Consider the following 10,893-nt stretch of genomic DNA (forward strand, 5'->3'; position numbering starts at 1 on the left):
AGGTAGCCTATGAGGAGGGATAAGATAATCTATGTAATAAAGGATGGTGAAAGGATGCCCTTCCTCCGGGGGATTATGGTCCAATCCCTTATGGATCTTGGGCTCTCCTTCGACGATGCCTATAAGGTGGCGACTTTGGTGAGGGACGAGCTGGAGAGAAAGGGGAAGATAAAGGCGAACGAGCTGAAGAAGAGGGTGGCGAGCATCTTGAAGGAGAGATTCGGGAAGAACCTTGCCGAGAGATACCTCCGGGGCAAGGAGGTCCCAACGCCCATCCTCGTTGAGGGGGTGGACCTTTCCATCCCCTTCTCCAAGGGGATACTTTCCCAGTCGATCCTCGCTTCGGGGCTCGATTACAGCCGTGCCTATGAGGCGGCGATGGAGATAGAATCGTATCTAATCCGTGAAGGGGTGAGGAGGATATCCCGCCACAAGTTGCGGAACCTCGCCTACGATACGATAAAGCGGAAGTACGGTGAAGAATATGCCGAGCGATACCTCGTATGGAGGAAGTATCAACTTCCGGAGAAACCGGTGATCATCCTTATCGGAGGGGCAACCGGTGCCGGAAAGACCTCCCTTTCTGCCGAGGTAGCCCACCGGATGGGCATAATCAGGATGATCTCCACCGATTCCGTGCGCCAGATTATGCGGATTATGTTCTCCCAGGAGCTCCTTCCCTCAATTCACTCATCATCTTACGATGCCTGGAAGGACCTCGTCTACCCCCTGGCGGAGGAGAGCGATCCGGTCATCGTTGCCTTCAGGGAGCAGGCGATAAGGGTCTCCGTGGGGGTAAAGGCGCTCATCGACCGGGCGGTTGAGGAGAACTACAATATGATAATCGATGGTGTTCATCTTGTCCCCGGGCTGGTCAACTGGGATGAGTACCGGAACAAAGCTCATATCATTCCTTTGGTGGTGGTGGTATTGGAGAAGGATCATTACCGTCAGCGGTTCCTTCTCCGGCAGCAGATCGCTCCAACCCGTCAATTCGAGAGGTATTTAGCCAACTTTGATTCCATCCTCAAGATCCAGGATTACATAATCGAACGGGCAGAACAAGAGGATGTTCCCATTGTGAACAACCTCGATTTTGAGCATTCCGTTCGAGCGATAATCAGGATCGTCGCCGGCTTTCTTCTCCGTAGTGAGAGGAGGGTCGTCTCTTAGGAAAGGATCAAAATCTTATTAGCAGGGCAACCCCTCCCCCTCCTCGGCGGGGATAAGGGATGAGAAGTGAAGATTTCTCCTCCTTTTTATCCATATTAGCCCGGGCGAAGGCACGCCCAACGGCTATGCCGATGGTTGCTCCGAAGATGACATCTGAAGGGTGATGTTTGTTCAGCTCAATGCGGGAGAGGGCGACCAGTGAAGCGAGGAGGTAGGCAGGTATCCCCCCTTTAACTCCATAGAACTCGGCGATTACCGAGGCGAAGGTGAAGGAAGCAGAGGTATGCCCTGAGGGGAAGCTGTGGTCCCCCCCGTCGGGTCTTTCCCTTCCTATGCCAAACTTCAACCCCTGGGTTATCGCCCCGGCGAGGAGATGAGCCTCTATCAACGCATAAGCCACCTTTAGTTCTCGCGGTTTCCCCCCACACCCACCGATGGCGAGGAAAGGGATGAAGGAGAAGATAGCCACTCGTTCCCCCCAGTCGGAGATCCCCTGACAGGGATCACCAAGGGGGGATGTCCTTATCACATATTCCCTGATACTATCGTCAGCGGGATAGACGGCTAAGGTAGCTCCTCCTCCGATCCCCCAGATTATGAGACTATCCCCGGTGAAACTTCCTTTAAGCCCATTGATTATAGGGGAACCACTGGCATCCTTATCTTTCCTTTCCTTAAGGGGTTTTCTTCTTAAATGCGCCAAGTAGTATCCCCGCTCGTCCGCCCTTTCTACCCTGAAGGCTATTGCAGGGGTATTTAAATGCTTTATGAGATCCTTCAGGTCCAGCTTGGGTGGTGGGGGCGATGAAGGAGGAAGGATCATCTATGCCCTTTCCTGTTTATATCTCCACTTGCAAGCCATTTTTCTATGGTTGCCTCGTCCACTCCCAGCTTCTTCAGGTGGTTGATCGCCCCCTCTGTCGATTGGGAGGTGTCTCTGCAGATGAGGAGCCGTTGTCGCCAGGCTTTTATCGCCTTCTCCTTGAACTCTTGGGATTGTGTTTCCTCCATCAGCTTTTCATAGAGAAAGCCGAGGTTGTTAGCCGCCGACCGGTTGTAGGGATCGAGTTCAAGCGCCCTTTCGTACTCTGCTATTGCTGCGAGGTAGTCCTTCTTGCATTCGTAGGCGATGCCGAGATAGTTCCTCACATCGCTATCCTCCTCTGCTAACTCCTTTGCTTTCAAGGAATAGGAGAGCTGAGCATCTACATCACCCCTTTTCCTTGCTACATCGGCGAGACCGAGGTAAGCCCAGTACTCTTCAGGATCGAGCTCGAGCGCCTTCCTGAAATACTCTTCCGCTTTGTTGTAATTCTCCCGTTCGAGATAGGTAAAGCCAAGTTTGGTATAGGGCCAGGGGAAATCGGGGGCGAGTTCGATCGCCTTTTGGAAACTTCTTTCTGCCTTTCTGTATTCCTTATTCTTGAGGAAGATGGTACCCGAATGGTGGTAGGCTAAGGGGTAGTCCGGATCAGCTTTATTGGCGAGGGAATAGTGGTGGAGAGCGAGCTTGTCCTGGCTCAAGAGGGAAAAGAGATAACCTGCTTCGGTGTGCGCCTCGGCAAGGGTAAAGGGAGGAGGAGATAGTTCTACCACACTGAGATAACAGGCTATCGCCTGGTAGTATTTCTTATGTCCTAAATAGTAATCGGCTAAGGTGAAGTAGGCTTCGAAAAAACGGGGATTTATCATCAGACTCTGGGAGATGAGCCTCCGCGCCAGGGGGAAGTTTTCCTCCTCGCTTAAAAGAAGACGGGCTAATCCAAGCCAACCGGGGGCGAAGTTCTTGTTGATCTCCACGCTCTTTCTATAGGAGAGGGCGGATTTGTCGAGCTCCCCCTTCTCGAAATAGGAGTGTCCCAGCATAAGGTGGACCCGTGGGTCGGGAAGAGCCTTTGCCGCTTCTTGAAGCTCTGCTATCGCTTTGTCGAACTCCTCCCGGGAGTAGGCGAGGAGGCCCACTATTTCGTGAGCCCGGGGATTGTTCTTATCCCTCATTCTCACCTTCTCTACCATCTCCCCTGCTTCTTCCTCCTCCCCGAGATAGTGATAGATGAGCCCAAGTTTGAGAAAAGGCTCCACCTTTTCCGGATGCTTTATCGCTTCCTGCTGATAGCCTTCCACCAGCTCCTCAAGGGGGAGATCGAGAAGGGCGTAAGCGTTGATGAGTTCCCATGAGGCATCGAACCTTTGGGGATCGAGCTCGAGCGCCCTCTTGGCGTAATCCATTGCCTCCTCGTTCATCCGCCTTAGGCTACATTCAAACGAGATCTGGGCGAGGAGCTCCGCGTTGTCCGGCTCCCTCTTCGTTTTCTCGATCAGAGTGGAGAGCTCGGCGTCAAGTATCGGCTCTAAGGTAAACCCTTCCTTCATCTTTATACCTCTCCTTTTTTATATCATAGGAGGGATTGCTTTGAAAGAAAAAAGGGATTACTTGGTGTAGTCGATTATTTCCACTCCTTTAGGGAACTTAAAGGAGAAGAGTTTTGAGGGTATCTTTTTATTCAGGGAGATGTTCTCCAGGGCGAAGGTGGTGGTATCGCCCGTTATCTCAAATAGCTCTATTCGGGAGGCGGGAAGCCACCTTGCGGGATCGAGATAGATGACGATCTTTCGATAGTAGTAGGAAGCCTCTGTTTTTTTCTTCGGGATGAGTTCAAGGGGGATGAGCCCATCCTTCCGGGGAAGAAGGTTTAGCTCATAATCCCTGTTCACCGTAGGGGAGGGTCCACCAAAACCGATGGGGAGAGAGGTGAACTTCGTCTTACCGCTGAACTTTATCAGCTGAACCTGGTTGGCGTCTGGGAGATAGATCCAGGCTCGCTTCGGGGTTACCACTATCTCCTTCTTTGTTGGATTGAGGTAGTCCCAGCGTATCCTTCCTGGTTTTTTGTAGTATATCTTTCCTGAGAGACGCTCCTTCGTTGGATCGTAGGCATAACTCCTTTCTTCCTTGAAGGAGGCGGTAAAGGTGCTCATCTGCTTTTCCGCCTGGCTCATCTTCTTGAGGATGAGCGAAGGGGTAAGTTTTTCTCCTTCCTTTCCTCCTCCTAAAAGGAGAATGAGGGGTAAGGATACAAAGAGGAGTAAATAGGGCTTACCTCTTACTTTCACCTTTCTTTCCCCTTTTTTCAAATAAAAGCTTATAACCTACGATCTCACCTTCTTCTGAGGTGATCGGCTCTATCTTCCTTACCACCCTTGAGCTCGCAATCTTTCTAAAGTGAAGAGGAAGTCCCTCTTTCTCTACCTTTAGCTCCACCCGGCTCCATCTTCCTTTGGGCTCGATTCCATTCAGTTCCTTCCCGTAGGGGAATAAGACGACGAGAAGGAAGATCGCTCCCGCCATAAGGTCGTACTGCCACCCCTTCCTTCCGTATGACCAGAAGATGACCTTACCCATCCCTTTGAACATCTTCTTCGATGGCATCGTAATTACTCCAGTTCCGAAGGATGGATGATCCGCCCATCTTTCATATATATCTGCCGGTCAGCCCGGTAGGCGGCTTCGAGGTTGTGGGTTATCATAACGATGGTTTGATTAAGCCGTTCGTTTAACTCCCGGAGAAGGTCTATTATTATATCGGAGTTGGCGGAGTCGAGGTTGCCGGTAGGCTCATCTGCCAGGATGATATCCGGCTCGTTGATTAGCGCCCGGGCGATAGCCACTCTTTGTTGCTCTCCCATCGAAAGCTCGAGCGGTTTGTGTTTTACCTTGTTTTTCAGCCCGACGAGCTCAAGTAGTCTCAGCGCCTTCTCTTTATCACTTCTTCCCTCGTTTGCGATCTGCATCGCGATCTCAAGGTTACCCAGGGCGGTGAGTGTGGGAAAAAGGTTGAACATCTGAAAGACGAAGCCGATCTTCTTCCTCCTTATCCTCGCCCTGACATTCTCATCTACGCTCGAAAGCTCAATCCCATCTACTATGACCTTCCCCGCGGTGGGTTTTGCCATTCCCCCCATAAGGTAGAGAAGGGTTGACTTGCCGCACCCTGAAGGACCAACAATAGAGACGAATTCACCCCGTTTTATCGCTAAATCCACCCCCTTCAGGGCATGGATCTCTATTTTCCCCACCCTATAGACCTTCCGTAGGTTCTCCGTCTTTAGTACTATATCGTTCTCCATCTTACCTTTCTTCCTTTACTATCTCCATATCAGGGGGAACCTGATAGTTGAAGGCATCAGGAGATATCTCCTCGTTTACCTTGATATTCCCAAAAGTAAGCCTGAGATTTACCCTCTCAAAGGGCCTTTTTATAAAGACCAATTTAGGGAAAAGGATCGCCCCGCAATCACGGTAATTCCGGAAGTAAACTTCACTTACCAACCGACCCCGCTCGTCGAATAGTTGATGATGTTCTATGGTAAGCTCCTTCCGCTCGATCCAAATCCGCCGCTCACTGTGAAGCCCGTCGCTGTCTTTCTTTACCACATTGATTATATAAAAATTGGGTAAAATATCAAGGAAGGCGTATTTGTTTTCCCCCAGTTGGATCTTGTCGAGGAGGAGGGCGTCTATAATCGCCTTGGGTTTTAATCGCACCATCTCTTCCGTGCCCGTTCCTGAGGATAATACCTTTAGGGGCGAGGGGATATCGGCTCTGCCGGTATAGACCTTCTTTCGCGAAGGGATAGCGAACCAGTAGCTCTCTCCATCGGATACCAGAAGGAAGAAGGTGGGAAGAAGGGGTTTGTATCCTTTCAGTCGGATCTTATTCGGTTTCATAAGGAGCATCCGGGCGCTACAGGCGAGGAACTTGGCAGATGGTGCTGGCTTAAACTCAATCCTAAGCGAAGCGATGAGGGAGTGTATCCTCTGATTGCGCTCGTTGATCTTTTCTATTAGCTCGGGAAGGGTGGCTTTCTTATAGCTGGGCAGAGGAGCCCCTTTAGGGATGATTTTGGGAGCACAAGATATGAGAAACGGTAGCAAAATTAGTAAAATAAACCTTCTCATTTCCTTCTCCTGAAAAACTCCCTTATTATATTTAAGGACCCCTCCTATGTCAACGGATAAAGTTTGAAGCTGGAATCTTTCCCCTTCTATTGGGTATACTACGGAGGAAGGGGGATGCTACTGATGCGGTATGTTCTCTTTGCTCTTTTTTCCGGATCGTTCCTCTTACCGCTTTTCGGGAGGGGTGCTCTCTCTCCTGGGATGAAGGTGCTTTCCTGTTTCTTTCTTTTCGTGATCGTCATTGCCGTTTTTTCGTCCCGGACGAAAAGGGAGGGGGCGATCTTTTCCCTCATTCCTTTTGCCTTTCTTTTCTTCTATGGGCTGAAGAACACTGGTCAAGGGGGTGTTCTTTCCTTCAGTAATATCCTCTTTCTTTTACTTTTGGTAGTGACTTTGATCGAGCTAATACGGTTGAGATTATGGCGTAGGTTTAGGGAGCTTGATTACACCTTTTTCCTTGCTTCCCTCTTCATTCCTATCTTTTCTCTGCTCGTTATCCGGGTCAATAGCTATCTGGGTGAGAAGGCGGTAAGGGTGAATCCCCTTTTGCTCCCATTGGTGATTAAGTTTCTCATCCTCTATTTAGGGGCTCGTGTCATCCTTTCCGATGAAAGGCTCGTTCGTCCTCTCCTTGTCATTGGGGCAATAGGAGGGGTGATGGTTAGCTTCTTTTAGGATGATCAAGGTAGGGGTTCTTGGAGGAAGAAGGATAGAGGTTCCGGAGGTGGAGGAGTTTTCCCTTGTTTTGGGAAGGGTGATAGTTTCCCGGGGCTTTATCTTGGTAACTGGCGGCGTTTCCGGGGTGGGAGAGCTCGCCTCGCGCGGAGCGGCGGAGTGGCTTAGGAAGCAGGGGATGAGCATCGATGATTTCATCATCTCCCTTCTTCCTTTTGGGATTCCCCCGATCCACCCCTATGGGAGGGTTATCCACCGGGGGAGAGATTGGAGGGAGAGGCGAAGGGAGCTTGCAAGATTTGCCGATTACTTCATTGCCGTATCTGGCGGAGAAGGGACGCTCGATGAGATGGAGCAGGTAATTCGCCTTGGAAAACCGCTTCTCCCCATAGGAAGGGGGGAGGGAACGGCGCTTCCCATCTGGGAGAAGTTGATGAGGGAAGAAAGGGATGAGGCGAAAAGAAGAATGCTTGAGCGGGTGGGACCTGATGCTGATTTCGATGGAATGGCGGAGGAAATAGGGGATTATCTTGTGTCTTTAAGGGAGAAGGAGATTGGTCAATAATGACCTCATCTCTGAGGTAGCGGAGAGATTGCTTGAAGCTCAACCCGCCTCCGCCCTCACCGGGGCAGGGATCTCGGTGGAATCGGGGATACCGCCGTTTCGGGGGCGAGAGGGGTTGTGGTCGCGCTACGATCCCGAAGAATACGCTACTATCGAGGCGTTCAATCGAGACCCGGCTAAGGTCTGGCAGATGCTAAAGGAGATGATGGAGCTCCTCATAAGGGCGAAGCCCAATCCAGCCCACCTCGCTTTGGCTGAGCTTGAAAGGCTTGGACTTCTCTCCTCGGTCATTACCCAGAACATAGACGGTCTTCATCAGCGGGCAGGATCGAAAAAGGTGATAGAGCTACACGGAAGCGGGGATAGGCTCATCTGCACCGAGTGCCGAAAGGTGTTTCCCATCTCCCCGGATCTTCTCTTAACCCTTCCCCCACGCTGCCCCTGCGGGGGTATCCTTCGCCCTGATGTGGTCTTCTTCGGCGAACCCCTCCCTGAGGAGGCTTTTTCCGCCGCACTTGCCGAGGCTTCATCCTCTCGGTTGTTTTTCGTAATTGGGACCTCGGCGGTGGTTTATCCTGCTGCCTCTCTTCCCTTAATCGCTAAAAGGGAAGGGGCGGTGATAGTTGAGATAAACCAGGAGCAAACGGTGCTGGCTGCCGGTATTTCTCATTATTTTCTTGAGGGGAGCGCCGGCGTTGTCCTTCCTAAGCTCCTCCTCGAGGTGAGGAGGAGGATAAGTTGAATTAGGATAATCCGTTAAGAGAAAGGGGGATTAAATGTTCGACAAAGGGAGGCTTTATCTCGCGGTTTTCCTCATTTCTGTTTCCCTTCTTTCCTTTGAGCTTCTTCAAACGCGGATACTCTCGGTAATCTTCTGGAACCATCTGGTATACCTTACGGTGACCATTGCCCTTCTTGGGTTTGGCATCGCCGGGGCTTTTCTCTCCATCTTTTCGGAAAAGCTTCTGAGGAGGCGGGAGACCGTTCTTTCTCTATCCTCACTGCTTTACGCTCTTTCTCTTCCCTCCGCTGTTTTCCTTATGACCCTTTTGCCCACCATAGGAAGTAGGCTCAGCGTTTTCGCTAAGCTGGTGATCTCCTATAACCTGCTGGTTATCCCCTTTTTCTTCGCTGGCCTTGCGGTTTCACTCGTATTTACCGGATTTAGTGAGAGGATAAACCGCCTCTACTTCGCCAATATGGTTGGCTCAGGGGTAGGGGCGGTTCTCTTCATCTTTCTCATTGAGCCCCTCGGTGCCCCAAAACTGCTATTTTTGCTCGCATTGATGGGGGCTGTTTCCGCCTTCCTTTTTACCCTGGATAGGAAGGAAAGGAGATTATCCTTGGTTTTCCTTCTGTTTTTCCTCCTCTTTACTCCCTTGGCTAACCTTGTCCTAAAGGTTCGCCCGGAGGGATACAAATATCTCGGTAAGTTTACCAATCACTTCCTTTACCCGGAATCCCGGGTTCTCGTTTCCCGTTGGACCCCAATAGCCCGGATAGATCTGGTGGAGGATAACAAACGACATCTCCTTTACTACCTGAGCGAGTTTCGTCCCACTGACTACAAGGTCATAACCATCGATGGCGATGCCCTTACCCCCATCTTTTCCGCTCGTTTCTTCGATTTGCTGAAGGAGAGGGCAAAGAAGAGAGGGGATGTGGGTAACTTCAATGCGTCTTATGTGATAAGGAAGAGACCCGAGGTGCTGGTTATCGGTATGGGAGGGGGGATAGATGTGATGAGCGCCATCGCCTTTGAAGCGAGGAGGGTGAAGGCGGTGGAGATCAATCGTGCCATCTTCGAGCTTACTACCAAAAGGTACAACGATTTCAACGGGATCAATTTCGACGGAAAAAGGGTCATCCCTTATAACAGGGAGGGAAGAAGCTTCATCAAGCGGGATAAGGGGCAATACGATATCATCCAGATAAATGCGATAGATACCTTTGCTGCCCTTTCCTCCGGTGCCTATGTCCTTTCCGAAAACTACCTCTATACAGTGGAGGCTTTTCGTGATTACTTCCATCACCTTAAAAAGGATGGGATCCTTTCGATAAACCGCTGGTTCCTCTTTCCGCCCCGGGAGGTCTTACGGCTAAGCTCCCTCGCCCTCTTTGCTTACCGCGAGCTTGGTGTTTCCCATCCAGAGCGGAATGTCTTCGTCTCGGCGCAAAAGGGCGGTGGCTGGGCGGTCTCTCTCTTCAAGCGAACCGCTTTCAGCCAGGAAGAGGTGAAAAGATTGCTCGAATTCTGTAAGAGAAGTGGTAGTACGATCATCTTCTTCCCCAAGGTATTCCCCAAAGAAGAGCAAGAAAGGCTTGAAAGGGGGTATTACTCTCAGATCGATGACGAACATCTCCTTCAGGCATCCAGGGTATTCAATCACCTCTTTTCCTCCTTTTCGCAAGGGGATATTTATCGCTTCTTCGATACCTATCGCTACAATGTGCGACCGGTATGGGATGATAGACCCTTCTTCTTCGAGTACAATCGAGTTACCGACATTTTCAAGATAGAGGGCTTCACCATTAGGGGGAATTGGCCCCTGTTTACCCTCTATTTCCTTTTTGCCATCGCCTCTCTTGTGGTCGTTATTCTAATCATCCTTCCCCTTTACTTCCATCAGCGGAAGGGACTGACAAGTAAAGGGGCGGGAGCGGTGAGCATTTATTTCATAGCCTTAGGGGTGGGATTTATGTTTGTGGAGATAGGGTTGATGCAGAAGCTGGTTCTCTTCCTTGGGCATCCCATCTACTCCATCTCCGTGGTGCTTACTACTCTACTCGTTTTCTCTGGATTGGGAAGCTATGTGAGCGGGAGGATGGGGCTTAGTCCTCCACGAGTGATCTTACTGAGCGTTGTCATGGTAAGCGCTATCCTTCTTTCTTATGTTAAATTTCTTCCTCCCATCGTTGAACATTTTCTCAAGGAGGGGATTTCCTTCCGCATCCTGTTGAGTATAGGGCTGTTGGCACCCCTTTCCTTCTTTATGGGAATGCCCTTCCCCTCGGGACTCAGGATACTTAAAGAGAGGCGGATAAACCTCATCCCCTGGGCGTGGGGAGTAAATGGCGGGGCTTCTGTCCTCGCCTCGGTTCTCGCCATCATTATTGCGATGTGGTTCGGGTTTCTTTCGGTGGTTATCAGCGCATCCCTTGTTTACCTTCTTGGTGCAGTAGTTTTCTTGTGCCGAGGAGGGAGGTTGGGGGGAAGGGGAGGTTGACTAACCGGGCTTATCCCGTTATAATTAAGAGCCGGTAAGCCTCGGCGGAGAGGTGTCCGAGAGGCCGAAGGAGCACGCTTGGAAAGCGTGTGTGCGGGAAACCGCACCGAGGGTTCGAATCCCTCCCTCTCCGCCAGTTTTCTACCGCTGTTTATGGGGGTCTTCTTCAGCTTTTGCTCTTCCTGATCGTGTTCAGCTGGTAACACAAAATAGCCAAGTGATTTGTTCTCGTTGGGTAATATTTCTAATAAGGATAGATTTAAAAGGTGGTTTTTTTGACTTAAATTTGGTAT

The 10,893-nt window shown here is 50.6% G+C and carries 11 protein-coding genes and 1 tRNA gene; 6 read left to right on the forward strand and 6 right to left on the reverse strand.

Going from position 1 to position 10,893, the window contains the following annotated elements; all coding sequences use genetic code 11:
• Positions 1 to 9 precede the first annotated feature (9 nt).
• Complete coding sequence (locus tag J7L64_06885; protein MCD6452066.1) at positions 10 to 1,173, forward strand: zeta toxin family protein; 1,164 nt, start codon at positions 10 to 12, stop codon at positions 1,171 to 1,173.
• A 7-nt stretch (positions 1,174 to 1,180) separates the two neighbouring features.
• On the opposite strand, the gene J7L64_06890 is transcribed toward J7L64_06885, so the two are convergent.
• The 6 genes from J7L64_06890 to J7L64_06915 are packed head-to-tail and all read right to left on the reverse strand — an operon-like array spanning position 1,181 to position 6,133.
• Entirely contained in the window at positions 1,181 to 1,996 is an 816-nt protein-coding gene (locus J7L64_06890) for a phosphatase PAP2 family protein (protein ID MCD6452067.1), read from the reverse strand.
• Positions 1,993 to 3,546: a tetratricopeptide repeat protein gene (locus J7L64_06895; GenBank protein MCD6452068.1), complete on the reverse strand. Its 1,554-nt coding sequence runs from the start codon at positions 3,544 to 3,546 to the stop codon at positions 1,993 to 1,995. The genes J7L64_06890 and J7L64_06895 overlap by 4 nt, the downstream gene beginning before the upstream one ends.
• A gap of 57 nt (positions 3,547 to 3,603) precedes the next feature.
• A complete protein-coding gene (locus J7L64_06900) occupies positions 3,604 to 4,287 on the reverse strand; it encodes an outer membrane lipoprotein carrier protein LolA (GenBank protein MCD6452069.1) in 684 nt (227 codons plus the stop codon).
• Positions 4,271 to 4,603 carry a hypothetical protein gene (locus J7L64_06905; protein ID MCD6452070.1) on the reverse strand — a complete coding sequence of 111 codons (333 nt, stop codon included), beginning with the start codon at positions 4,601 to 4,603 and terminating at the stop codon, positions 4,271 to 4,273. Before J7L64_06905 ends, J7L64_06900 begins: the two co-directional genes overlap by 17 nt.
• A gap of 5 nt (positions 4,604 to 4,608) precedes the next feature.
• The gene (locus tag J7L64_06910) at positions 4,609 to 5,301 is read right to left on the reverse strand and encodes an ABC transporter ATP-binding protein (protein ID MCD6452071.1); all 693 of its coding nucleotides are present in this window, start codon (positions 5,299 to 5,301) and stop codon (positions 4,609 to 4,611) included.
• Between the two features lies 1 nt (position 5,302).
• The gene (locus tag J7L64_06915) at positions 5,303 to 6,133 is read right to left on the reverse strand and encodes a DUF4292 domain-containing protein (GenBank protein MCD6452072.1); all 831 of its coding nucleotides are present in this window, start codon (positions 6,131 to 6,133) and stop codon (positions 5,303 to 5,305) included.
• A 63-nt stretch (positions 6,134 to 6,196) separates the two neighbouring features.
• Here J7L64_06915 and J7L64_06920 point away from each other — a divergent pair, with 63 nt between their 5' ends.
• The 5 genes from J7L64_06920 (at position 6,197) to J7L64_06940 (ending at position 10,736) form a co-directional block, all read left to right on the forward strand.
• Entirely contained in the window at positions 6,197 to 6,808 is a 612-nt protein-coding gene (locus J7L64_06920; protein ID MCD6452073.1) for a hypothetical protein, read from the forward strand.
• Between the two features lies 1 nt (position 6,809).
• Entirely contained in the window at positions 6,810 to 7,373 is a 564-nt protein-coding gene (locus J7L64_06925) for an LOG family protein (protein ID MCD6452074.1), read from the forward strand.
• A gap of 7 nt (positions 7,374 to 7,380) precedes the next feature.
• Positions 7,381 to 8,115 carry an NAD-dependent deacylase gene (locus J7L64_06930; protein MCD6452075.1) on the forward strand — a complete coding sequence of 245 codons (735 nt, stop codon included), beginning with the start codon at positions 7,381 to 7,383 and terminating at the stop codon, positions 8,113 to 8,115.
• Positions 8,116 to 8,149: 34 nt separating this feature from the next.
• Entirely contained in the window at positions 8,150 to 10,600 is a 2,451-nt protein-coding gene (locus J7L64_06935; protein ID MCD6452076.1) for a hypothetical protein, read from the forward strand.
• A 46-nt stretch (positions 10,601 to 10,646) separates the two neighbouring features.
• A tRNA-Ser gene (locus J7L64_06940) sits at positions 10,647 to 10,736 on the forward strand.
• The last annotated feature ends 157 nt before the right edge of the window (positions 10,737 to 10,893 follow it).

Source organism: Acidobacteriota bacterium, from assembly GCA_021161905.1.
Taxonomy (GTDB): domain Bacteria; phylum Acidobacteriota; class B3-B38; order Guanabaribacteriales; family JAGGZT01; genus JAGGZT01.

Bases quoted from the DNA above. Each gene is read 5' to 3' on its own strand.
- J7L64_06935 (MCD6452076.1), top strand. From the start codon at position 8,150: ATGTTCGACAAAGGGAGGCTTTATCTCGCGGTTTTCCTCATTTCTGTT.
- J7L64_06905 (MCD6452070.1), bottom strand. From the start codon at position 4,603: ATGCCATCGAAGAAGATGTTCAAAGGGATGGGTAAGGTCATCTTCTGG.
- J7L64_06890 (MCD6452067.1), bottom strand. From the start codon at position 1,996: ATGATCCTTCCTCCTTCATCGCCCCCACCACCCAAGCTGGACCTGAAG.
- J7L64_06885 (MCD6452066.1), top strand. From the start codon at position 10: ATGAGGAGGGATAAGATAATCTATGTAATAAAGGATGGTGAAAGGATG.
- J7L64_06910 (MCD6452071.1), bottom strand. From the start codon at position 5,301: ATGGAGAACGATATAGTACTAAAGACGGAGAACCTACGGAAGGTCTAT.
- J7L64_06925 (MCD6452074.1), top strand. From the start codon at position 6,810: ATGATCAAGGTAGGGGTTCTTGGAGGAAGAAGGATAGAGGTTCCGGAG.
- J7L64_06895 (MCD6452068.1), bottom strand. From the start codon at position 3,546: ATGAAGGAAGGGTTTACCTTAGAGCCGATACTTGACGCCGAGCTCTCC.
- J7L64_06915 (MCD6452072.1), bottom strand. From the start codon at position 6,133: ATGAGAAGGTTTATTTTACTAATTTTGCTACCGTTTCTCATATCTTGT.